The organism is Rhodococcus sp. NPDC057297 (assembly GCF_042667435.1).
In the GTDB taxonomy this organism is placed as follows: Bacteria; Actinomycetota; Actinomycetes; order Mycobacteriales; family Mycobacteriaceae; genus Rhodococcoides.
The window spans coordinates 164,493-187,574 of sequence record NZ_JBHUZE010000011.1 but is presented as its reverse complement, the minus strand read 5'-3'; the positions used below and the strand labels follow the sequence as shown (position 1 = coordinate 187,574).

Genomic DNA, 23,082 nt, shown 5'->3' with positions numbered 1-23,082 from the left:
CTCGCCAGATCCTGCGGCGGAATCGCCTCGAGCAACGGCAGCAAGTTGTCCAACAACTGCCCGACCTCGATAGCGCTACCGCTGGTGTCCTGCCTCAGCACCGTCCCGTCGGTGATCGGCGACGCCGTGTCGTTCTCGGGAATCTGCAACGCCACGTACCGCTCACCGAACAACGTCTTGGGCAGCAACCGCGCCGTCGCGTTCGACGGAATCAGATCGGCCTTGTCCGGATCGATCGCCAACTTCGCCGTCACCACACCGTCCACCGACGACGCCGACCGCACTTCACCGACGATCAACCCGCGAACCTTCACATCCGCATTGGTAGGCAACGCATTACCCACCGAATCGGTCAACAGATCGATACTGACGACCTTCTCGAAGGTCTTGCTGTACGAGGTGACCGACCACGTCACGAACACGATGATCATGAGAAACAGCAGCAGTCCCAGCAGCCTGCGCTTCACCGCGGAGGTGGATTCGATCATTGTTCGGAGCTTAATGTAACCGACGGTAACGTCCACTACGCGGCGTGCGTTACCTGTATCACCTGGAATGCGTCCAAGTGCAGCGCATCACATCTGCCGATCTCGCGTACCGCGGGTACGGATCATGAACCGGTCACGTCCGAGAGTGACGCCTACCGTTCGACGGGCGGCGTTGTCGGCCGCGAGACCTCGTCGGACACTGGGTCGGACACAGGGGTGGACGGAATCCCTCCGAGGGCGCGTGGCACCAACCACATCGTCAACGCACCGAACATGATCAATATGTTCGCCCACTGGAGAAGTGTGGCGGCGCTGTCGAGCGGAATCACTCGGTCCAGCACCTGGATGTTCATGACGATTCCGTGAACGACGACGAGCACCCACAGTCGCCGGTACTTGAAGTACACCCACACTGCGGCCGCTCCCCACAGCGCGGCCCACACGAAGCCGCCGCCGCCGAAGAACAGGTACAGGAGCCCTCGCATGCACCCGGCGAGGATCATGACCCACCCGATGGGCATTCGACCTACCAAGAGCAACACTGGCAGTGCTGCCAGCAGCGGTTCTTCGCGTAGTCCGGCACACAGGGCGGTGAGCACTGCCAAGGCCGGAGATTCGACGACTGCGGGCACCGAGAAATCGAATCGCGCAACCGAGAGTCGGTCCAGCACGAGAGCGAGGGCCGACGCGGCGGCGATCGCGGCACACCAGGCGACTGCTGCGTCGACGGCCGTTCCTTGCCTGCGCGGGAGAAGTTCCCCGATGTCGGACCGCCGTAGGTACGCGACCGTGGTGATCGCGATCATGCCGAGTGCGAGTTGTACACCCAACACCACGAGGTCGGCGGCTTGATCTCGGACGCTCAGGATCGGCATCGGCGCGTTCGGATCGCGCAATCGCCAGAGAGCGCCGAGGATGCTGACCGAGTACACGGCCGTCCACAGCGACACCAGGACGACTACCAGCGCAGACGTGACCGCCGGGTTCGGGCGATACCAGTCGGCGGCGCGCCTCCACATGCGAGACATTCTCGACCCCGCCTTCGCTTCGTGTCGTCCGCGTCGCTCTGTAGGTGCTGCGCGGTCCGGCCTGTGTCTACCACGAGGGACACGGTCACGACGAGGTGGCGGAGAACGAGACGGTGGTTCGGGTGAAGGATGCGACGAGCAAACCAGCGGCGACCAACGCTGCGCCGGTGAGTGCGAGGCCGCCGAGGCCGAGCCACGGCAGAACGATGCCTCCCACCCCGGCACCGCCCGCGATCCCCACGTTCGCCGTCGCGTTGATCCACGCGCCTGCGGTCTCCGGTGACGTCGGTTCTGTTCGGACTGCGGCGGACTGGTACATCGACGGAACTCCTCCGAACGCACCGGACCACACAGCGACGCACACGACAAGCGGCAACAACCACAGGTGTGTGCTCCCGACCGCCACGATCGATGTCGCGACGAGACCGAGCACCACGAGCATCGTTCGGCGCGGACTGCGGTCGAGCGTACGTCCGGTGAGCCACAAACCGAGCACGCCGCATGCTCCGAAAATCAACAGCATCGGTCCCAGCGCGGATTCGACGACTCCGGCACTCAGAAGCAGGATGCTGATGTAGGTGTAGACGGTGTAGTGGCCGAGGAAGGTGAGCGCGTTGGAGGTCACCACGACCGAGAGACTGCCGTGGCCGCGAGACTTTTCGCGGCGGCCCGCGTCGCCGGGGACTGCAGGGAGAAGGATTGTCACGGCGACGACGGTGGCGGCGGACAGCACGGCAAGTACCACGAAGGACGATCGCCATCCGATGGCATTGCCCATCGATGTCGAGATCGGCACTCCCAGTACGTAACCTGCCGTGGCACCACCTGCAGCGATCGCCAATCCCCTGCCGAGGTTCGCCGGTCCGACGAGTCGGGGTACGTACCCGATGCACAGAGAGAAGAACAATGCGTGCGCGACGCCGCCGATGCCGCGACCGAACGCAAGCCATTCGAGGGACTGCGACAGTGCGACGACGAGGTTGCTGACGACGTATCCGCCGAGCGTCGCGACGAGAATCGGTTTACGTGGCAACTGGCGTGTCCAGATGGTCATCGGCACGGCGAGAAGCGCGACCAGTCCTGCGTACAGGCTCACCAGAAGGCCTATCGACGATTCCGCGACGCCGAACGATCGGCCCATCACCGGGAGCAGCCCCACCGGCAACATCTCGGTGGTCACCGCCAAGCACGACGCCAGCGCCAGGGACAGCAGTCCCTTCATGTTGGTGCGCAGGCCCCCGTCGGTTCGCGTGCTCGTGTCTCCGGTCGACATCGGACGTAATATACTCAGTTGTTGAGTTTAATCAAGTGAGAAGATGATCCGCGATGGCACCCACTTCCGATACGTCCGCGCGCGCTCGATGGCTCGGCGCGGCCCAGTTGACGGCCGTCGTACGCGCGAACCCCGGCATCACCAGGGTCGAAGCTGCTCAGCGTCTGGGCATCGGGAGCGGAGGAGCAACCGAGCTCGTCGCCCGACTGAAGCACGCGCGCATCCTCGACGAAACACCGGCGAAGACACGCGGCCGCGGTCGTCCGACGACTGTCCTCGGACCGCACCCGCAGGGCCCGTTGGTACTCGCCGCGGAACTGCGGTCGAGCGATTGGCGGCTGGCTGTCTCCGACATCTTCGGTAATCCGGTCATCGTGTCGCGCGCTCCTCGGTCGCGGCCGGATCCCGACGAAGTGCTGGCGGGTATGGCCGAGGAGATCGAGCGCGTCCACCTCGAATCGAACGGGAGGGTCCGCGCGGTATCCCTTTCCGTGGCGGGCACGGTCAGCGACAACACACTCGTTCAGTTCACGCCGCGCGGTTGGACGGATGCAGACCTCACACCGATGACGGCGGGACTTCCGTCGGATGTGGCGTTCCTTGTCGGGAACGATGCGACATTGGCCGGGTTGGCGGAGGCGAGAACAGGTGCGGCCAGAGGCGCGTCGACGGCCCTGCATCTGATCATCGCCGTCGGAATCGGCGGGACGCTCGTCGTCGACGGCACGCCGACCACCGGTGCCCGCGGCGCGGCGGGCGAGTACGGCCACATACCGTTCGGGGACCCTGCCGTGCGGTGCCCGTGCGGTGCTCGGGGTTGCTGGGATCTGTCGATCGACGGACGCGCACTGGCCACGTCGATCGGCGACGCTCCCCCGGCGGATCCGGTTGGCTACGCTCGCGACCTCGTGGCGAGGCTTGACGCCGGAGACAACGGACTCGCCCATGCGTTCGATAGTGTCGCCGAGTCCCTCGGGCGCGGGATCGCCGGCTTGGTGAACTTGCACGACCCGGAGGTCGTCACGCTCGGCGGCCTCGCTCCCGCCCTTCGAGGCGCAGCGCAGGACAGTTTTCGCCGCGCGTACGTCGCGGGCCTCATGTCCTTCAGAAAAGCCGCTCCCCCGGAGGTTCTCGATGGGGTGCACGGCGACGACGGCCCGCTGTACGGGGCCGTGCACCGAGGAGTGGACCACATCACGACGGATATTTCCCTCGCGGAGTGGTCCACCCTCGGACTCGGGTGAAGCGGGTGTGTCAGATGCTGGAGCGGTCGACCATGTCGACGGCGACACGCTCACCGGACTCGAGCGACTTCACGCCCGCTGCACAGACGGCTGCAGCCGCGTAGCCGTCCCATGCGCCGGGTCCGTCGATGTAGTTGCCGGTCTCGGCGCCTGCCTTGACGGCGTTGACCCACCGCTGGATCTCGGTGTCGTACGCCTGACCGAAACGCTCCTTGAACGACGGAGTGATCGTGCCGCCCCAGTTGCCGGGCTTCGTCTTGCGCACGAGGCCGACGTCGAGGCCGATCTGCGCGCTGCCGAGTTCGGCGACGACCTCGGTGCGAACCTCGTACGCAACACCGGTGGTGACGAACACCTCGGCGTCGACGTGGCGTCCGGATTCGGTTGCGAAGATGGCGATCTGCGGATCTTGAAGGCCCTCGGGCGCATTCGCGTTCGCCGACGGCTTGATGATCTGGACCGACGTGATCTCCTCGTCGAGGAGGAAGCGGGTGACGTCGACCTCGTGCACCAGTGAGTCCTTGACGATCATCGCGCTGTCGAAGTGCGGCGGCACGGCGGGGTTGCGGTGCGCGCAGTGAACGACGAGCGGGCGCCCGATGTCACCGGAGTCGATGAGCGCTTTCAGCTCTGCGTACTCGTTGTCGAATCGACGCATGAAGCCGACCTGGATGAGTGTCTTGTTCAGAGCTGCTTCGGCTTTCACGACGGCGAGTGAGGTTTCGACCTCGGTGGTCAGCGGCTTCTCGCAGAGGACCGGCTTGCCGTGCTCGAGGCATGCGAGGAGCTGCTTCTCGTGGGTGGGTCCCGGCGTCGCGAGCAGGACGGCATCTATCTCGGGGTCGGCGATGGCTTCGAACGGGTCGGCCACGGCACGAGCACCAGGGATCGTAGCTGCCAGTTCCTCGGCCTTCTCGGTGAAGTAATCGTTGACCACGGCCACACGCGCGCCGGCGATCTTGTCGGTGATTCTTCCGACGTGGTCGGCGCCCATCATTCCGACACCGAGTACGGCGATGCGGAGTTCGTTCGACATTGAAGATCTCTTTCGTGAGGGTGGTGCCGGGCGCGTTACTTGAAGGTGACGGAGGGAATTCCGCAGGAGCTCAGGTACTTCTGTGTCCTCTGCGCGATGGGCAGCGGCACATCGGGAGCGCACGGGTACATGTCCTGCTCGACGATTGCGAAGATGTCCGCGGTCAGCTTGCCCTCGTCGGCAAGGCGCTCGATGGTTCCGAGCAGCGGCGGCATGTCCGGGATTCCCAGCGGCGGCTCGGTCATCGCGCCGAGCTTGCACGCCTCACCGAACGGAAGATCCTCGGCTTCGACCTTGGCCCGGACCTCGACGTCGACCTGCTTGAGGTGGAGGTATCCGATGCGCTCGGGAGCGCGCTCGATGATGGCGATGTTGTCGCCGCCGCAGTAGCTGATGTGGCCGGTGTCGAGGCACAGGTTCACGAACTCGCTCGACGTTCCGTCGAGGAATCGGTAGACGTTCTCCTCGGTGTCGACGTGGCTGTCGGCGTGCGGGTGGTACTGCGCCTTGACGCCGTACTGCTCGAACATGCGCTTGCCGAGTTCGTTCATTCCCTCGGTCTTCTTGCGCCACTGGTCTGCGGTGAGGTTGCGGTCCTCGAGGACTGCGCCCGTGCCCGGGTCACGCCACATCTCGGGGATGACGACGACGTGTTTGCCGCCGACTGCCGCGGTCAGCTTGGCGACGTCCTCGATCTGAGTCCAGACCGCATCCCACGAGTCGTCCTGGTGCAGGTGCTCGAAGACTGTTCCCGCGGAGAGCGCGAGGTTGTGTGCTGCCAGCTCGTCGGAAAGCTGCTTGGGGTCGGTGGGCAGGTATCCGAAAGGACCGAGCTCGATCCACTCGTAACCGGATGCCGACACCTCGTCGAGGAATCGGGTGTACGGCGTCTGCTGCGGGTCCTCCGGGAACCATACGCCCCACGAATCCGGTGCAGATCCGACGCGGATCACGCTCATGGTTGTCCTTTCGAGAAGTCTCGGTGCGCGCCTCGACGCGCTTTCGAGGGAGACCTGAATCTGACGCGCGTTACTGACGCGCTTCAGTCGTATACTATGAGGATTCGCTGTGTGATTGTCAAGACATTTCGATTGCCGCCACGAGCGCGGTCACTTTCCAGGGGGGACACCGTGCATCCATCGACGGAATCAACGCCGCATCGACGTCCGACGATGGCCGATGTCGCCGCGCGTGCGGGTGTTTCGCGGACACTGGTGTCGTTGATCTTCAGCGACAAACCGGGTGCATCCCAGGAAACTCGGGATCGAGTTCTCGCCGCGGCCGACGAGCTCAGTTACCAACCGGATCGGGCCGCGCAGTTGCTCGCCCGTGGGCGGAGCCGCACTCTCGGAGTATTGACAGACGTGAAGCAGACGTTCCAGGCCGAGATGCTCGGGACCGTCTACGACGCCGCCGAAACAGCGGGATACGACGTGTTGTTGTCGGCCAGCGGCCCGACTCGCGACGAACGCAAGGCGATCGAGGCCTTGCTCAGCCACCGGTGCGAGGGGCTCATTCTGTTCGATCCACTCTCGGGCTCCGAATACCTGCGGTCCGTCGCCGCCAGAGCTGTGCTGACGATCGTCGGCCGCAAGATACCTGCGAGCGGGGCCGATTCTCCCCCGATCAACACGGTGCGTTCCGCGGACAGCAGAGGTATCCGCGCGTCGGTCGACCATCTCGTGGATCTGGGACACTCTCGCATCGTCCATATCGATGGCGGCGATCATGCCGTGTCCAACGCGCGCAGGCGCGCCTACGTCGCGGCCATGCGAAGGCACGGACTCGATGCGTTCACTCGAGTCGTGACAGGTGCCCACGACGAGGAGGCGGGCGCTGCGGCTGCTCGATCGTTCCTGTCCGAACCACAGCTTCCCACCGCGGTCATGGCCGGCAACGACCGATCGGCACTGGGAGTCATGGACGAACTCACCCGAGCGGGGGTGTCCATTCCGGGCGATGTGTCCATCGTCGGTTACGACGACTCGCCGCTGTCGCGGCTGGCGCGGATCGATCTGACCACGGTGCGCCAGGATGGCGAGCAGTTGGCCAGGAGGGCGCTCGAGTTCACCGTGACACGGCTGGACGACGATAGGACCGGAGGTTTCGAGTGCGTCATCGAACCCGAGCTGGTCGTTCGGTCGACGTCGGGGACGCCGAGAAGCGCGGGATCCGGCGGCACCGCCGACGTCCGCAACCCGTGAGACCTTGATCACACATGCGCTGCACGGTTTGCCGTGGAGGTGGGTGGGCTACCCGACGACATAGTGCCTGGCACGACAGTTGGCACGATCGGAACCACCCACTCGACCAACAGGAGCGCACGATGGCTACACCCACCCTGCTCGCGCAGTTGCGGGCCGTACTTCAGCTGACCAACACCGAAATCCAGGTCGCGGAAACCCGTGTGGCGCAAGCACGCACGGACGCAGTCCGTACCGAGCTCACGCAGAACGCCGCCAACGGCCGCGAACGTGCGGCCGCCATCGAGTCGGAATTGCGTGAGCTCGGCGGGCTTCCCGACATCGTCGGTCCTCTCGTGGGACGGACTCTTGCACTCTTCAAGACGCTCGCCGAGCAGGCCCAGCCGTTCGACGAAGCACTTCTGGGTGACCTTGCACTGGAGCACCAGCTCGTCAGTCGTTCCAAGTACATCAAGGCGCTTGCGACGGCGGATTCCGAGCGGAGCGTCGTACAGCTGGCAGACCGTCTCGTTCGTGCGCACTCGGCCACGGTCGAGTGGCTGGAAACCGTTCTCGCCGAGGAAGCACTAGGAGGCCCCGTCGCGTTGCGTAGAACACCGCTTCAGGCGGCTGCCGGTGGCGCCGTGAAAATCGTGAACGCACCCGCGACGTGGTCTGCTCGCGGTATCGACCGCGCTCTCGATGTCGCGCGATCCACACCGAATCGGCTGTCCGAGCTGTTGGGCCGCGGCGCGCATGCAGGCGACATCGCCGCTCGAACGCTGTCGGCAAGCCGCGACGCGGCATTGGAGGCTGCGGAGGATGTCGTGCGCGAGGAAGGTGTCGACGGTGTCGCCGACGCCATCCACTCTGCGCGGTCCGCCGCAGGCGTTCTGGACGCCGACGAGCTACCGATCGACGATTACGAGTCGTTGAACGTCACGGAATCCGTAGCAGCGATCAAGGACTTGAGTGATCCGAAAGAGCTTCGCACCATTCTGGCGTTCGAGGAAGCGCACAAGAACCGCCATGGTGTTGTCTCTGCTACGCAGACGAGATTGGCCGCGATCGCCGGTTCGGTCATCGCTGTCGACTGACTCGGCGGCGCGTCACCGACCATGTGCACATGACGGTCCGGTCCCACTTCAGTTGGGGCCGGGCCGTTTTCGTTGTGAGCTCAGGCCCGCGTCACCCGCGGCGGGAAGGTCTCCTTCAGCCCGCTCGGCCCGACGCCTCGGTCGAGCGCGACGAGCAACACCAGACATCCGATTCCGGACAGGATCAGCGCAACTCCGAAGACCGCGGTGAATCCGAATGCATCGCCGACCAGGCCGGCAGCGAGCCCGGACGCGCCCTGCGAGAACACCACCGCGCATGCGACCAAAGTGTAGTCGGCGCCCGCGAAACGCTTGTCCGCCGCATCCATCATCAATGCGAAGATCGCGACGGTCGCTGCGCCTCCGAGTACATGCTCGGCCACGCTTGCGGTGACGAGAAGCGGGAATCCGCCGACTCCGAACGATGCAACCACATACAGTGCCAGGCTGGCAGTTTGAGTAACGCCACCGACGAGCAGCGATTGCCGCCGTCCGTAGCGAAAGGTCAGCCACGCGCCGAGTCCGGCGCCGGCGAGCGCAGCCACCGAGGACAGTCCCCCGTCGACGAATGCGATCTGGGCGAGGGTCAGGCCGCTGTCGGACATGAACGGCCCGACGAGCGCCGACCCCATCGAGTTGCCGAACTTGAAGAGCGCGACGAGCCCGATGAACGCCACCATCCCTGGGCGTCGCAGCCTGGACAACCATCCGATGGTCAGGAGTGCAGTTCGCGGGAGTGAGCCGGCGTCGGATTCGACGGCGGTCTCCGTGTCGGCTTCGGCCAGTCGCCGACGGGCGAGCAGGACCGGAATCGTCGTGGCGATCAGCAGTACCGACATCGAGACGAACAGCGCACGCCATCCGGCGAGCGAGAAGAGCCACAGCAGCAACCCTCCGCCGCAGATCATTCCGATTCGGTACGCACCGACCTGGATTCCGTTGCCCACGCCGCGTTGTCGGACGCCGAGGAGTCGGACGGCGAGGCCGTCGGTAACGATGTCCTGGGTCGCGGACAGAGCGTTGACGACGAAGATTCCGACGAACAGCCAGCGCAGGGTCGTGGACAGTTCGAGGAACGCCATTCCCAGGGCCACGGCAGCTGCGCCCAGTTGAAGGCCGAGCAACCAACGTCGCCGGGTGCCGTAGCGATCCACGTACGGCGCCCACAGGAATTTCAATGCCCAGGGCAGGAACAGGAACCCGGTCGCGCTGATCTTGACGAGGGAGTATCCGGACTCGCGCAGGACGACCGGCAGCGCAGTGGTGAAGAATCCGTAGGGAAGACCCTGGGCGAAATAGAGCGCGGTGAGCAGCGTGAGAGTGCCGACCGTGAACGAAGTCCCCCGCAACGCGAACGTCATGACCGACATCGTGTCAGACATCGGAGTGAGGCAGGGATCGAGCACGTCGTTGACAGTTTGAACTCTAACGGTTAGATTTCTAACTATGACCGGACCTGAACTGAACCCCTCCAGCACTCTCGACCTACTGAGGTGGATCGGATGGGCTCAGCAGCAGGCCGGCCTCGACTGGATTCGTGAACGCGACCTCGGTCACCAGCAAAGTTTCGTCCTCGGTTACCTGACCAGGTCGCCGGGGGCGATCCAGCGGGACATCGCGAACATGACACGGACCACGCCCGCCAGTGTGTCGAGTCTTCTGCAGGGCCTCGAGGCACGGGGGTTGATCGAGCGTCGTCCTGATCCGGCGAACGAACGCATCAAACGGGTCTACGCCACAGAATCAGGCAGCGCTTTGATCGCCGGATTCGACGACGCGATGAGGGCGATCGAGGACAAGATCCTCGGACCGCTCGATGACGACGAACGAATCACTCTGCACGCACTTCTGAGCAAGGTCACCGCGAAGCTCGCAACCCCGTCCCGCGACTGACCGACCTCGCTCCGCACCTCCGACGCATCGACGACGCCGATGCGTCGACCAGCCATGCCCAGCTACCGCGTTGTCGGACAGGGCTTTCCTGCCTATGCCCGAGTCTCACCCATGCCCGAGTCTCACCCATGCCCGGATCCCACCATGCCCGGGTCCCACCATGCCCGGATCTCACCGTTCCACACGAGGAGTTGCCATGAATACCTCCCCCGCCTCCACCGCCTCCACTGCCTCCACCGAGACCGACATGGACATCACCATCGAAGGTTCGAACCGGTGGTATCTGTCGTCCGCACCGATTTTTCGGGCGCTCGTGCACTTGTGTATTCCGATGGCCGCCGCGCTGATCGTGACGGCGGTCTACAACGTGATCAACGCAGGGTTCATCGGTTCGCTGCACGACGCCACACTCCTCGCTGCCGTCACCCTAGGTTCACCGGTTCTGGGAATCGTGATGGCCGTGGGCGGAGTGTTCGGCACCGGCGGTAGCGCGTTGATCTCACGGCTGCTCGGAGGGTCCGAGGCCGATCCGTCGAAGGCCGGAGAGATCAAGCACGTGGCCTCGTTCTCGGTGTGGGGAGCTGCCGCGGTGGGTGTCGTGATCGGTGCCGTCGGAGTCGTTTTCGTCGATCCACTCGTTGCGTTGCTCGGCGCGCAGGGCAGCGAGGTCCATGCCACGACGGCGTTCGTAGTGGTGATGCTGGTGTTCGTTCCGGTGCTGACGACGTCCTTCTGCCTCGAGCAGCTGGTGCGAGCAGAGGGCGCGACGCGGCAGGTGATGATCGGTCTGATCCTGTCGACCGTCGCGAACGTGGTGTTCGACGTACTGTTCATTCTCGTACTGCACTTCGGTGTCGCCGGTGCGGCACTGTCGGTCGGCCTCGCGAACGTTGTCACCGCCGTGTACTTCGTGACGTGGCTGTCACGGCACAGTGAACACGTCAGCCTCGCGCCGAGGCATGTGAGGCTGACGCGGTCGATCACCGGGCCGGTGTTCGGAATCGGCGTCGGTGAGCTGACTCAGGCAGGTTTCCTGGTGGTCACCTCGTTGGTTCTGAACAACCTCGCCGCTGCGTACGGTGACGGACCGCTCGCGGCCATGGGTGTAGCGGTACGCATTGCGCAGGTGCCTGAATTTCTCATCATGGGTGTCACGCTCGGTTGCCTGCCGCTGCTCGCCTACGCCTACGGCAGGGGTGATGCTCGGCGACTGTATGCATCGGTGCGCGGTGCCGGTGTGGCCGTCGGCGCCATCGCGCTCGTGTTCTCTGCTGTGGTGTTCGTGTTCCGCGAGCAGGTGTTCGGGGCGTTCGTCGCAGACAGCTCACTGCTCGCCCTCGGCGGTGTCGTGATCACGGCTCAGTTGGTGTCGATGATCTTCAACGGTGTCGCCGGACTGGTCACCACACTGTTCCAGGCAACCGGTCGCGTACTTCCGGCGACGATCATGTCCATGACGCAGGGTCTTGCGTTCGTCCCCATCGTCGTTCTCGGCAATCTCTGGTTCGGGCTGAACGGCATCATCTGGGCGTTGACCGTCAGTGAGGGTCTCGTTCTCGTTGCAGGTGTGGCCCTCTGGCTCGCCTCGCGGACTGCGATCGCACGAGGTCTGGACGAGGTCGATCCCCAACCGGCCGACGCCGTACTCGGTGCCGGTCAGGAAGAGATGGGTTGACGCAGAATCGTTCTGAGCCTGGACGGCTCGACCCGTCGTGCATCGCTCAGGTAGATCTCGTGATGCTTCCCCGTCATCGACGCGCCGGTACGTGGGATGAACTCGTCGTGCATCGTCGCCAGAATTTCCGCCTCGTCGTCGTACGGACCGACGTGCAGTGTCTGCACGCACCGGCCTTCGTCCAGCGTCGAGGTTCTGATTCGCCGAAGTCCGACCGGGTTTCCTTTACGCTGGACGGAATCCTGGGCTGCGGAGACCATGTCGTCCTCGATCCAGTCGGGGATCATGATCATCGACGTCCACCTCCAGCGCGTCTTGTCTCGGGCGGTGGTGAAGGAGTTCATGTTCCGCGCCCACCAGAGTGCTTCGAGCGGCATGACGACGTAGTCGCGCCCGAGGTCGTTCTTGCTCGAGAACTTGATGGCATAGGCGACAGGAAACAATGCTTCGAGCGCCTCTCGGTACTCCGGGGCGGCGTTGGGGTCACCGGAGCCGTCGATCGCGATGTACCGCAGGGGCGGAACCTCCACGACGTCGAAGTGCCCCTGCCGTGCGGAGTAGGTGGGAATCGTCTTCTTGAAGTCGATCTTCATAGCCTGCTCCCCTCGCGCCGTTCAGGTGGCCAGGGGATCACCGTACCGCCAGGAGTCCGTCGCGTGCGATCTTCTCGGCGGACCGGATACCCCCATGCGGGGGTAGTCGACTATGGCGCGCGTCACATAACGTCTCGATCCTGAACCGACCACCCTTTCGGCGCCGATTCCTGGAGAGACATGACATCACTGACACCCGACGACGCGGTCACACGTCGAACCCCGAATACGACACCGTCGTCCGCACCGAATGCAGCCCCGACGACGAGTGTCCGCAAGGTCGCGGTCGCGAGCGGCATCGGCACCACCATCGAGTTCTACGACTTCTTCATCTACGGAACCGCAGCCGCGCTTGTCTTTCCGACGGTGTTCTTCCCTGCTCTCGGCTCGACGGCAGGAACGGTCGCATCGTTCGCGACCTTCGCGGTCGCGTTCATCGCACGTCCGGCGGGCGCGGTGCTCTTCGGCCATTTCGGTGACCGGATCGGCCGTAAGAAGACGTTGATCTCCACGCTCCTCCTCATGGGAATCTCCACCTTCGTGATCGGACTTCTGCCCGGTGCTGCCACGATCGGTGTTGCGGCGCCGATCATCCTGGTCGTTCTCCGGTTCGGACAGGGGTTCGCAGTGGGTGGTGAATGGGCGGGAGCAACGCTGTTGACCGCGGAGTACGCGCCTGCGAAGAAGCGCGGCTTCTACGGTATGTTTCCGCAGCTCGGCCCGTCGGCGGCGTTCATTCTCTCGAGTGGGACCTTCCTCATCACAGGCGCGGTGTTCGGTGACACCAACGAGGTCTTCCTCGACTACGGCTGGCGAATTCCGTTCCTTCTCAGCGCAGTTCTCGTGTTGATCGGCCTCTACATGAGGCTGGCTATCGAAGAGACACCGATTTTCCGAGCGAACCAGGCAGAGGAAGAGAAGGTGCAGGCCCGTGCGACGAAGCTCCCCGTGCTCGACGCGTGGCACGTGCAGAAGCGCGAGGTCCTGCTCGCCGCAGGTGCACTGGCATCGCTGTTCTCCCTCTTCTACATGGGCACTGCCTATCTGACCAGTTACGGGACCAAGACTCTGGGATTCGACCGGCCGTTCGTGCTGTGGACCGGAATTCTCGGGGCCGTGGTGTTCGGCATCGCAATCGGGCTGTCCGCGGTGTACTCCGACCGTGTCGGCCGTCGTCGCGTCATCATGGCGTCCTGCTCGGTGGCGATTCCGTGGACACTCGTTCTGTTTCCGCTGCTCGATACCGGTAACCCTGGTGCGTACGTGTTCGCGATGTGTGTGACCCTGTCCATTTTCGGTATTGCGTACGGTCCCACGGGCGCCCTGCTTCCCGAGCTGTTTCAGACCAGGTTCAGGTACACCGGAGCGGGACTCGGGTACAACCTGGCGGGTGTCCTGGGTGGCGCGATTCCTCCGCTGCTGGCGGCCCCGCTGACCGCGCAGTTCGGCAGTATCGCCGTCGGCGTGATGCTTGCCCTGCTGTCCGTTCTCAGCCTCGCCTGCACCAAGGCCCTCGTGGAGACGAAGGCTGTGGACATGACCTGACCCACACGTAGCCGGTCGACTGCCCGGGGACGCCACCGACGGTGTCCCCGGGCCTCGTCCGTGTCTGTGTCGTCGCGGGTCAGCGCCTGGCTGCGGCAAAGGCTGTCTCGAACGCGTCGAGAGCATCGTCGGAGTCTGCGGACGCCCATGCTTCGAGCCCCACGACCCCGGTGTAGCCGATGCGTTTCAGCGCGGACGCAACTGCGGCGTAGTTGACCTCTCCGGTGCCGGGCTCACACCTGCCGGGCACGTCCGCGACTTGGATCTCACCGATGTACGGCAGAGCTTGCGTGACCGACTCGATGAGATTCCCCTCCCCGATCTGAGCGTGATACAGGTCGAGATTCATTCGGAGGTGGGGATGATCGACAGCGCGCACCAGGGACAGGGTGTCCGCGGCGGATGCAAACGGTGTGCCGGGATGATCTACCGCGACGTTGAGGTTCTCGAGGACGAACGTGCGGCCTGCCTTCTCCCCCAGCTCCGCGAGCGTGCGCAACGTGTCGGCAGCCGTGAGCCACATCGTCGGTGTGACCACCTGTACGGGCCGTAGTGGCAGACCGCCCTCGCCGAGGCCGGTACCGTGCAGATTCAGCCGAGGGCATGCGAGACGGTCGGCAACGTCCAGGGACCGCGCGGCGGACGCGAGTATCTCCGCGATACCGTCGGGTTCGGTCAGGTTTCCGGTGAGATAGCCGGTCATGGAGGAGAATTCGGCCCCGGACGAAGCGAGAGCATCGATGTCCTTGTTCGACCAATCCCAGATTTCCACCAGTAGGCCGCGATCGGAGATGCGCCGAATTCGTTCGAGCATCGGCAGATCGAGATAGAGCATCTCCGCGCACGCGGCAAGGTCGACCCCGCCGGTCATACGCCGAACCCGGTTGCGTCGATGTCCACGGAGCGTGCGGTGGCTACGCTCTCCATGGCCGCGAGTGCGACGGTCAGTGCTGTGCGCGCGTCGTGACCGGTCACCGGCGCATCGGTTCCCTCTCGGATCGCATTCACGAATGCGACGAACTCACCCAGGTACGCCTCGCGCAGCAGATCGGTATCGCGACGGGCAGTGTCGACTCCGATTCCGTCGGGACCGTAGTAGGTCATGTCGCTCGACCGTGCGTTGCCCGCGGTGACCATGCCGCCCGATCCGAACACTTCGGCGCGTACGTCGTACCCGTACAGCGCACTGAAGTTGGCCTCGGCAACAGCAATTGCGCCGTTGTCGAATTCCACGGTGACGACGGCAGTGTCGAGGTGGCCGTCGGCTTTCGCGTCGGGACGGATCAGCGCGTCGGCGATTGCGGTCACGCGCGTGGGGCGCGCACCCGGATTGAGGAACGCCAGGGCGTCGAAATCGTGGATCAGTGTCTCGAGGAAGATCGTTCCCGGAGGGATTCGTGCCGGATCGGCTGTGAACGGACCCGGATCACGCGTGACCGACCGCAGTAGCTGAGGAGTGCCGACTCGTCCGGAGTCGATCGCGGCGCGAGCAGCGATCCAGCCGGCCGCGAAACGGCGATTGAACCCGACCTGCAGCACCACGTTCGCAGCGCCGGCAGCGGCGATCGCTCGATCGGCGTCGGCCAGCGTGATGGCCATCGGCTTCTCGACGAAGACGTGTTTGCCGGCTTCGGCGGCCGCGACGACGAGCTCAGTGTGCGTCCTGGCCGGCGTGGTGATGACAACTGCGTCGACGTCGGCGCGCGCGAGGATCTCCGCTGCGGATGTCTCCACGATGTCGACGCCGAGTAGATCGGCCAGCCGTCCACCGCTCGGCGTCGGGTCCGCAATGGCGACGAGCTCGCCTCCGGGGACGTGGCGGGCGATGAGTTCAGCGTGGCTGGAGCCGATCCGTCCGGCACCGATCAGCGCCAGTCGAACTGGATTCTTCGTGGACATCGTTCTTCCGTTCTGACGACTAGTACGTACTAGTAGTACGTTCCAGTGCAGAGTAGGGCTACACCGGTCGACGGTCAACCACGTGCCGCCCGAAAGTGCTCTCTCCAGCGCCGCGATTCCTTTCTCGGCAGGTCTTGTTGCCGGTGAATCACAGCCCTCGGGCCACTTCGTCTTCAGCTCCTGATGAACGTGGTGTCCGCGCCGATCGCAGCCAGGAGTTCGATGTCGTGACTGATCATCAACACACCCATGCCGGCGGCATGTGCATGCCCTTGGATCAATCGAATGATTGCTGCCGTCGTCGCGGCATCGAGCATGGCCGTGGCCTCGTCGCAAATCAAGTACTCGGGTTTCTGCGCGAGAGCCCTTGCCACGCAGGCACGTTGAAGTTGACCGTCACTGACTTGATGCGGTCGCCTGGCCAGCAGGTCGGTGGTCAATCCGACGCTGTCCGCGAGCGCGTCGACATTCGTAGTGCGACCCGCGATCACAGCGGGTTGCTCGATGATCGACCGCAGCGTCATGCGCGGATCGGTCGCCGATCGCGGGGACTGAAAGAGCAGCGCGACCTTTCGACGTATCTCGGACGGCACCGAGAATCCCACCTCGGCCACGTCGACGCCGTCGATGCGGACAACACCCTCACTCGGCGCGAGAAGTAACGCGAGGACACGCGCCATGGTGGATTTGCCGGAGCCGGACGGTCCGGCGAGCCCGACGAGTTCACCGGCCGGCACCGACAAGGATTGCCGAACCAGGATATCGGCTGTGCCGGGGTATCCGGCTGTGACCTCCCAGGCGTCGAGACTCATGGTGTCGCCTTCGTCCTGTACGACCTGGCCCCGACGGTGACCAGCTCCGTCGGTCCACCCGAGAACGTGGTGTCCGGTCGGCGGAGGTGGTACACGCACTCGTCGGGCAAGTCGGTCAGCTGTGGAGGGATCCCCGGCATCGGGTTCAGACCACGGGACGGCAGGGCGTTCACGAGGTCACGGGTGTAGTCGTGCAGCGGGTCGTCGAGCACCGACCGAGCAGGACCCGTTTCCATGATGCGCGACGCGTACATGACGGCGACTCGATCGGCGACGGAAGATCTGACGAGGGACGACAGGTCGTGGGTGATGAGCAGGACAGCGGCGCCGTTGTCCGCCGACCGACGCAGCAGCGCGAGCACGCGGTCGGCGAGTTCGGTGTCGAGGTTGGCCGTCGGTTCGTCGGCGACGATCACCGATGGGTCCCCGACGAGAGCCCCGGCAATCGCAACTCGTTGTGCCATGCCACCGGACAACTCGTGTGGATGGCGGTCCAGCTCCGCCGGGTCCAACCCGACTCGGAGGGCCAAGTCGTTCGCGGTGTGGGTGGACCCGAGCACCCGAATCGTCTCGTCCAGTTGTGAGCGCGCTGTGCGTACGGGTGTCAGATACGACGAGGCCGACTGCGGAATCAGTGCCACATCCCGGCCGCGGAAGGACTTGTCGGTGAACACGTCGATCGTCCGGGTTTCGGTCCTGACGGAAATCGAGCCCGTCACCGACGATTCCACGGGGAGCATCGACATCACGGCGGACGCGAGAATCGATTTGCCGCAGCCGGATTCGCCGACCAGGGCCGTGACCGTACCTCGTTCGATCGAGAGATCCACGTCGCTGGCCGCATGCACGACGCCACCGCCACGCACGGGAATCCTGATGGTCAGATTCTCGATGGTCAGAGCGCTCACAACCGCAGCTCCGATGGTGCGGGTGGTGCGATCGTCGAGCGCAGGGCCGAGCCCGCCAGCGCCACGGACACCGTTGCCAGCACGAGAATTCCCGCCGGAAACGCCAGTGTCCACCATCCTCCGAGCAGCAACGAGCTTCTCGCTTCGGACAACAGAGTTCCCAGGCTCGGCTGGTGCGGTGGAAGTCCGAAGCCCAGGAACGACAACGTCGACTCGTGCCAGATGGCGTGCGGTAAGAGGAGTACGACGGCGATCAGGGCTTGCGGCATCACGGCGGGCAGCAGGTGCCGCACGATGACGTGACGTCGACTCGCGCCCGCAAGAATTGCGGCATCGATGTAGGGCCTGCCCTTCAGTCCAAGGATCTCCGAACGAACGATGCGGGCGACCTGCGTCCAATGTGTGAGTGCGATCGACAGCATCACTGCCGCCGCACTGCCTCGGAACATCGCGACGACGACGATACCGAGCAGCAGATGCGGAAGCGCGTTGACGGCGTCGGTACTGCGCATGACGACTCGGTCCACCCAGCCACCGCGGAGTCCGGCCACTGCACCGACGGCGGTTCCGATCAGTGTGGCGAGCAGCGCGCACGACCCAGCGATCACGAGCGACGTTCGTATTGCGCTTGCGCTGCGTACGAACAGATCTCGGCCTGCCGAATCGGTACCGAACCAGTGCGAGAACGACGGTGCCAGCCTGGCCTGCTGAAAGTCGGTGATGCGATCGTCGACTCCGGACAGCCACGGAACGCCGACGGCGTACAGCGCAAGAAGCGACAGCACGGCGACAGCGACGATCAACCGTCGCCTAGCCATCGGTGTTCACCCGGGGATCCAACACTGCTGCGGACACGTCGGCGATCAGGGAGCCGAGCATGACCGCAACAGTGGTTCCGATGGTGAGGAAGGCCAGCAGCGCCATGTCGAGGTCTCGCGCGGACTGAACCAGGGCGCCTGCGATTCCCGGCCACGAGAACACTTCCTCGACGAGTACGGCTCCGACGACGAGCTCCGGCAAGCGCGCCCCGACCACGTTGACGAATGGAGCGAGAGAGGCCGGGACGATGTGCCGGGTCGTCACTGTCCGGCCCGGAATTCCCCGCGCGACGGCGCCCGCCACGAAGTCCTCTCCGCGAGAGGTCGATACCGATTCGCGCACCGCCAGCAACAACCACGGTAGCTGCGACAGGGCCAGCACCGAGACAGGAAGGGCAAGGTGCCTGAGCACTCCGACAGGAGTCGGGTCGGCGCCTGCGTCGGTGAGTCCTGCCACCGGCAGCCATCCCAGCCCAAGCGCGAAGATGGCGATCGCGCCGAGAGACAGAACGAACGGCGGCACAGCCTGTACTACCAGACAGACCCCGGTCACCGCGCGATCGAGCCACCCTCCGCGACCACTACCGGCCAGAACGCCGAGCACCAGTGCGAGGGTCGCGGCCAGCACCAGACCGAGTCCTGCGAGCAGCAGAGTCCACGGCACGCGCTCCATCAACACCTGAGTCACGGGTTGTCCGAACGACCTCGACATTCCCAGATCGCCGGTGACAACGCCGTGCAGCCACTGTCCGTACGTGTCGTACCACGAACGGTCCAGACCGAGTTGTTCGGTGAGAACAGCCTTGTCGGCCTCCGACGTCGTTGTGTACCGCACCCCCAGGTACGCCACGAGCGGATCGAACGGCGACGCCGACGCAGCCGCGAACAGCCCGACCGAGACGGCCACGCAGACCGGCACCACGAACAGCAGTCGCCTGCGCACCATGGCTACGATCGACCGCCGTCTGGCGTGTCGATCCGGCCGAGCAGTCACCTGTTGCCGAGGCAGTGTGGAGGTCACGGTGTCGTCGTCCAGGTCTGCAACGACCACCACGGCCCCCACGTGACGCCGTGCGAGTGCGGTTCGAGAATCGGTCCCGACATCGTCCAGTCCGAATCCTTGGAAACGTAGGTGTGATCGAGAAAAACCAGGTACACGTATCCGGGATCCTCGATGTAGGCGCGCTGGACGTCGCGGTAGGCACGGTCACGCTCCGCGATGTCCAGACTGCGACGCCCCAGCTCCAACCCAGCATCGACGTCCGCGTTCGAGTAATCGCTCGCGTTGTCGTAGACGCTCCCCACATCGGGACGGAGAAACACGGAGTTCAGCGCGTTGTACGCCTGCGTGTCCGGGTCGTACGGTTCGGAACCACCGCCGAGCAGTGTCCCGTCGTACGAGATCCTCGGATCGATCCGGTCCCAGGACAACGCCTCCAGCTTCACGTCGATGCCGACGGCCGATGCGTCGGACGCGAAGGCCTGAGCGAGGTCTCGACGCACGGTGTCCGTCGAGTTGTACATGACGGTGAATTCCGCGCGGGTGCCGTTCCTGGTGCGCACCCCGTCCGCAGCGAGCCGCCAACCCGCACCGTCGAGGATTCGTGCCGCGCTGTCGGGGTCGTACGAGAACACCGCCGACGGCTCGTACGCGTCACCGTAGACCGCCGGGATCGGCGTAGCCGCCGGCCGCCCGAACCCACCGAGGATGCCGTCGACCATCGATTGCCGATTCACTGCGAGGTTCAACGCCATCCGCACGGCCTTGTCCCCCGCCACCGGGTTGTCCGTCGGGAGGGACACTCCGCGCCAGTCCGCGGAGGTGTTGGACGTCAGCGACATTCCGTCGCGGTTGTCGAGTGACTCGGCGAGCAGTGGAGGGAGATTCGTGCCGTCGATCTCTCCGGCTGCCATGCGCTGAGCGCGCGTGTTGTCGTCCGGCACGTACAGCAAGGTCAACTTCTTCACTTCGGGCGCGCCGCCGAAATAGTTCTCGTTCGCTTCGAGTATCGCGCGGTCGGGCGCCAGGTCCACGAGTGTGTAGGGTCCGGTACCGATCGGCGCGGTGTTGAGGCTCGATTCCGCAGCAAGGCCCGGCGCGGCCACCGATTCCGAGGGAACGATGCCGATCAGGAGCTTCGTGGGCAGCGCAGAGTACGGATAGGCAAGCCGGAACTCGACCGTACTGTCATCCACTGCGACGACGTCGCTGATCATGTCGAACGACGACCGTGCTTCCGAAGCCGATGCCGGGTCGAGGATCGCACGGTAGGTGGCCACCACGTCGGCGGCATCGAAATTCGAGCCGTCGGAGAACGCGACGCCGCCGCGCAGAGGAACCGTCCACACCGTCGCGTCCGCGTTGGCTACAGGGAGCTCGGTTGCAAGTGCAGGTGTGAATCCCGGGAGACCTGGTGTGCCGTCCAGACGTAGGAGGCCGTCGTACATCTTGGCCTCGCCCGCGGAGCCGTACCCTGAGATCGGGTTGTAGTCACCGAGTCGATACCCGTCGGCGAGGACGATACCGCCCTCGGACGATCCACCCGTCGAACCGGTGGGCGCGCCGCAGGACGCGAGCGTGAGGATGCAGGCTGCTCCCGCGGCGCAGCAATGTCCGAAGCGTGTGTTCATCGACCTTCTTCGTTCGTACGGAAGTTCAAATGTACAAACGTTCAGATGAAAATGCGCGTCGGCGGTGCACTCACTCGCAATGTCCACCGGTGGCCGACTCCGGTCCGGTCGCGACAGGCCGAGTCGAGTCGTTCGACCACTGCGACCACGAACCCGGATACAGAGCCGCCTCCATGCCCAGAATGTTCAGGCCCGCGATCACATGTGCGGCGGTGACCCCGGATCCGCAGTACACCGCGCCGACGTCGGTGCCGTTTCCCACATGGTCGATCAGCGCCGATCGAAGTTCGTCGTCGGCAAGGAAAGTCCCGTCCTCCGCGAGCAGAGCACTGGTCGGGAAATTTCTCGCGCCTGGAATATGACCGGCCTTCGGGTCCACGGGTTCGACTTCGCCTCGAAAGCGCTCGGCTGCACGTGCGTCCACAAGTCGACCCGCTTCGGCGAACCGCGCTGCGCCATCGGCGTCCACGGTCGGTTGACCACCCTCCCTCAGCGTCACGTCGCCGGCCTCGACCGATGTCTCGCCCGTTTCGACCGGCCGACCCGACCGGGTCCATGCAGCGAACCCGCCGTCGAGGATCCGAACGTTCGCAATTCCGGCCCACCTCAGCAGCCACCACGCCCGCGCCGCCGACGTACTCGGACCCGCGTCGTAGACGACCACGTCATCGCCGTCGTCGATCCCCCATCGACGCGCGGACGCTTGGAGGGCGGCTACGTCCGGTAACGGATGTCGGCCGGATCCAGGTCCTGCGTGCCCGGCAAGTTCGGTGTCCAGGTCCACATACACAGCGCCGGGTATGTGCGACTGCAGGTACAGCTCTCGGCCGTCGCTGCGGCCGAGTGCCCACCGCACGTCGAGAACCCTCGTGCCGTCCGCCGAAACGGCACGACCGAGTTCCTGGACGCCCACGAGCACCGAATTGCGGAATGTCTGCGAAGTCATGTCCGTGTCCTTCGGTCGATGGATTCTGGAACATCGGGTCGATGCTTGACCAGGTCCAGAGCGAACTCGATGTACGCGGCTGCGACGTCCTCCGGGCGCTCGTTGCGCGCTGTGTCGAACCACTGGGCCACGGCGACGCACATCGCCACGACGGCGCGCGCGGCCTCGCGTGGCCGCGTGGTGCCGAACAACCCTTGCTCCACCCCCGCGTACACCTCGGCATCCACCATGCGCTGCACCTCGACACGTTTGGCTGCGATACGCGAATAGCTGGAGTCCTCGAGACTGCGCATTTCACTGGACCCGATGAACCCCAGCTCTTTCCGGTAACTGTGATAGAGCGTCAGGCTCTCGACCAGCCGAGCCAGTCTGCTGACCGGAGAATCTCCCTCCACCTCGTCACGTGCAGCGGTGACACGACGTAGGAGGTCGGTCATCGTGAGTTCGAAGATGGCAACGAGCATTGCCTGCTTACTCGGGTAGTAATGGTAAAGAGCGGATACACTCGAATTCGCTTCTTCGGCAATGTCACGGATGGAAGAGCCCTCGTATCCCTTCCGCACGATGCACGCCACCGCGGCTCGAAGCACGACATCCATCTCGAGGTCACCGTACTCACGCCAGTTCGGCGGACGATCTCCCACCGAGGTCGAGTTCGGGCTGCCGGGCCCTGCAGGGGCGCCGGCGAACAAATCGCCGGGTGCGATATCGAGAACAGTCGCAATAGCGTGCAAACGATCGATGCTCATCGTGGTGCGACCGGTCTCGAGGGCGGTGATGGTTGCCGGGCTCAGATCCAGGCGTCGCGCCAACTCTCGAAGCGATATCCCCTGCCGGGTACGCATATCCCTGACCCGGGCACCGACGTACGCGCCGGGACTCGTCGACGATTCTGCGCTGCTCGTGGATCCTGCACTGCTCATACGTTCAGCTTACCGGCTCACAGCCGTTCACCATCGCTGAACAGCGACAGGGGCAACACCGGGCCGGACTGCTCCGTCCTGTCGATTATC

The 23,082-nt window shown here is 64.7% G+C and carries 22 protein-coding genes; 6 read left to right on the top strand and 16 right to left on the bottom strand.

Annotation, left to right across the window (positions count from 1 at the left end; translation table 11 throughout):
* From ACFULT_RS25305 to ACFULT_RS25295, 3 genes are all read right to left on the bottom strand, one after another.
* Positions 1 to 488: MlaD family protein (locus tag ACFULT_RS25305; RefSeq protein WP_378482858.1), on the bottom strand; the 488-nt coding region annotated here is incomplete at its 3' end.
* Between the two features lie 152 nt (positions 489 to 640).
* Positions 641 to 1,507, bottom strand: coding sequence for a CPBP family intramembrane glutamic endopeptidase (locus ACFULT_RS25300; protein WP_378482857.1), 867 nt, complete (start codon positions 1,505 to 1,507; stop codon positions 641 to 643).
* 94 nt (positions 1,508 to 1,601) lie between these two features.
* Positions 1,602 to 2,789 carry an MFS transporter gene (locus tag ACFULT_RS25295; protein ID WP_037112598.1) on the bottom strand — a complete coding sequence of 396 codons (1,188 nt, stop codon included), beginning with the start codon at positions 2,787 to 2,789 and terminating at the stop codon, positions 1,602 to 1,604.
* A gap of 53 nt (positions 2,790 to 2,842) precedes the next feature.
* Here ACFULT_RS25295 and ACFULT_RS25290 point away from each other — a divergent pair, with 53 nt between their 5' ends.
* Positions 2,843 to 4,033, top strand: coding sequence for an ROK family protein (locus tag ACFULT_RS25290; RefSeq protein WP_378482856.1), 1,191 nt, complete (start codon positions 2,843 to 2,845; stop codon positions 4,031 to 4,033).
* Positions 4,034 to 4,043: 10 nt separating this feature from the next.
* Here ACFULT_RS25290 and ACFULT_RS25285 read toward each other — a convergent pair whose 3' ends face one another.
* Positions 4,044 to 5,069 carry a Gfo/Idh/MocA family protein gene (locus ACFULT_RS25285; protein ID WP_378482855.1) on the bottom strand — a complete coding sequence of 342 codons (1,026 nt, stop codon included), beginning with the start codon at positions 5,067 to 5,069 and terminating at the stop codon, positions 4,044 to 4,046.
* 35 nt (positions 5,070 to 5,104) lie between these two features.
* A complete protein-coding gene (locus tag ACFULT_RS25280; protein ID WP_378482854.1) occupies positions 5,105 to 6,028 on the bottom strand; it encodes a sugar phosphate isomerase/epimerase family protein in 924 nt (307 codons plus the stop codon).
* Between the two features lie 213 nt (positions 6,029 to 6,241).
* Here ACFULT_RS25280 and ACFULT_RS25275 point away from each other — a divergent pair, with 213 nt between their 5' ends.
* Both ACFULT_RS25275 and ACFULT_RS25270 read left to right on the top strand, forming a co-directional pair.
* Positions 6,242 to 7,273 carry a LacI family DNA-binding transcriptional regulator gene (locus ACFULT_RS25275; RefSeq protein WP_378482853.1) on the top strand — a complete coding sequence of 344 codons (1,032 nt, stop codon included), beginning with the start codon at positions 6,242 to 6,244 and terminating at the stop codon, positions 7,271 to 7,273.
* 122 nt (positions 7,274 to 7,395) lie between these two features.
* Positions 7,396 to 8,349, top strand: a complete 954-nt coding sequence (locus ACFULT_RS25270) for a hypothetical protein (protein WP_094720353.1) — start codon at positions 7,396 to 7,398, stop codon at positions 8,347 to 8,349.
* An 80-nt stretch (positions 8,350 to 8,429) separates the two neighbouring features.
* On the opposite strand, the gene ACFULT_RS25265 is transcribed toward ACFULT_RS25270, so the two are convergent.
* A complete protein-coding gene (locus ACFULT_RS25265) occupies positions 8,430 to 9,731 on the bottom strand; it encodes an MFS transporter (RefSeq protein ID WP_378482852.1) in 1,302 nt (433 codons plus the stop codon).
* 64 nt (positions 9,732 to 9,795) lie between these two features.
* Between ACFULT_RS25265 and ACFULT_RS25260 the strand changes: the two genes are divergently transcribed.
* Both ACFULT_RS25260 and ACFULT_RS25255 read left to right on the top strand, forming a co-directional pair.
* Complete coding sequence (locus ACFULT_RS25260; protein ID WP_378482851.1) at positions 9,796 to 10,242, top strand: MarR family winged helix-turn-helix transcriptional regulator; 447 nt, start codon at positions 9,796 to 9,798, stop codon at positions 10,240 to 10,242.
* Between the two features lie 196 nt (positions 10,243 to 10,438).
* Positions 10,439 to 11,917: an MATE family efflux transporter gene (locus ACFULT_RS25255; protein ID WP_378482850.1), complete on the top strand. Its 1,479-nt coding sequence runs from the start codon at positions 10,439 to 10,441 to the stop codon at positions 11,915 to 11,917.
* Here ACFULT_RS25255 and ACFULT_RS25250 read toward each other — a convergent pair.
* Positions 11,899 to 12,510 (bottom strand): GyrI-like domain-containing protein, encoded by a 612-nt coding sequence (locus ACFULT_RS25250; protein WP_094720350.1) that lies wholly within the window; start codon positions 12,508 to 12,510, stop codon positions 11,899 to 11,901. The two genes, ACFULT_RS25255 and ACFULT_RS25250, sit on opposite strands and share 19 nt — an antisense overlap.
* A gap of 180 nt (positions 12,511 to 12,690) precedes the next feature.
* Between ACFULT_RS25250 and ACFULT_RS25245 the strand changes: the two genes are divergently transcribed.
* Complete coding sequence (locus tag ACFULT_RS25245; RefSeq protein ID WP_037112609.1) at positions 12,691 to 14,055, top strand: MFS transporter; 1,365 nt, start codon at positions 12,691 to 12,693, stop codon at positions 14,053 to 14,055.
* A gap of 79 nt (positions 14,056 to 14,134) precedes the next feature.
* Here ACFULT_RS25245 and ACFULT_RS25240 read toward each other — a convergent pair whose 3' ends face one another.
* From ACFULT_RS25240 to ACFULT_RS25200, 9 genes are all read right to left on the bottom strand, one after another.
* Positions 14,135 to 14,926, bottom strand: coding sequence for a TIM barrel protein (locus ACFULT_RS25240; protein ID WP_037112611.1), 792 nt, complete (start codon positions 14,924 to 14,926; stop codon positions 14,135 to 14,137).
* Entirely contained in the window at positions 14,923 to 15,954 is a 1,032-nt protein-coding gene (locus ACFULT_RS25235; protein ID WP_378482849.1) for a Gfo/Idh/MocA family oxidoreductase, read from the bottom strand. Before ACFULT_RS25235 ends, ACFULT_RS25240 begins: the two co-directional genes overlap by 4 nt.
* Positions 15,955 to 16,127: 173 nt before the next feature.
* The gene (locus tag ACFULT_RS25230) at positions 16,128 to 16,766 is read right to left on the bottom strand and encodes an ABC transporter ATP-binding protein (RefSeq protein WP_037112615.1); all 639 of its coding nucleotides are present in this window, start codon (positions 16,764 to 16,766) and stop codon (positions 16,128 to 16,130) included.
* Positions 16,763 to 17,674, bottom strand: coding sequence for an ABC transporter ATP-binding protein (locus ACFULT_RS25225; protein WP_378482848.1), 912 nt, complete (start codon positions 17,672 to 17,674; stop codon positions 16,763 to 16,765). Before ACFULT_RS25225 ends, ACFULT_RS25230 begins: the two co-directional genes overlap by 4 nt.
* Positions 17,671 to 18,492, bottom strand: coding sequence for an ABC transporter permease (locus ACFULT_RS25220; RefSeq protein WP_037112617.1), 822 nt, complete (start codon positions 18,490 to 18,492; stop codon positions 17,671 to 17,673). Before ACFULT_RS25220 ends, ACFULT_RS25225 begins: the two co-directional genes overlap by 4 nt.
* Positions 18,485 to 19,555 carry an ABC transporter permease gene (locus ACFULT_RS25215; RefSeq protein WP_037112618.1) on the bottom strand — a complete coding sequence of 357 codons (1,071 nt, stop codon included), beginning with the start codon at positions 19,553 to 19,555 and terminating at the stop codon, positions 18,485 to 18,487. Before ACFULT_RS25215 ends, ACFULT_RS25220 begins: the two co-directional genes overlap by 8 nt.
* Positions 19,510 to 21,123 carry an ABC transporter substrate-binding protein gene (locus ACFULT_RS25210; RefSeq protein ID WP_378482847.1) on the bottom strand — a complete coding sequence of 538 codons (1,614 nt, stop codon included), beginning with the start codon at positions 21,121 to 21,123 and terminating at the stop codon, positions 19,510 to 19,512. The genes ACFULT_RS25215 and ACFULT_RS25210 overlap by 46 nt, the downstream gene beginning before the upstream one ends.
* Before the next feature lie 70 nt (positions 21,124 to 21,193).
* On the bottom strand, positions 21,194 to 22,069 hold the full coding sequence (locus ACFULT_RS25205) for a sulfurtransferase (RefSeq protein WP_378482846.1): 876 nt from the start codon (positions 22,067 to 22,069) through the stop codon (positions 21,194 to 21,196).
* On the bottom strand, positions 22,066 to 22,992 hold the full coding sequence (locus ACFULT_RS25200) for a TetR family transcriptional regulator (RefSeq protein WP_378482845.1): 927 nt from the start codon (positions 22,990 to 22,992) through the stop codon (positions 22,066 to 22,068). Before ACFULT_RS25200 ends, ACFULT_RS25205 begins: the two co-directional genes overlap by 4 nt.
* Between the last annotated feature and the right edge of the window lie 90 nt (positions 22,993 to 23,082).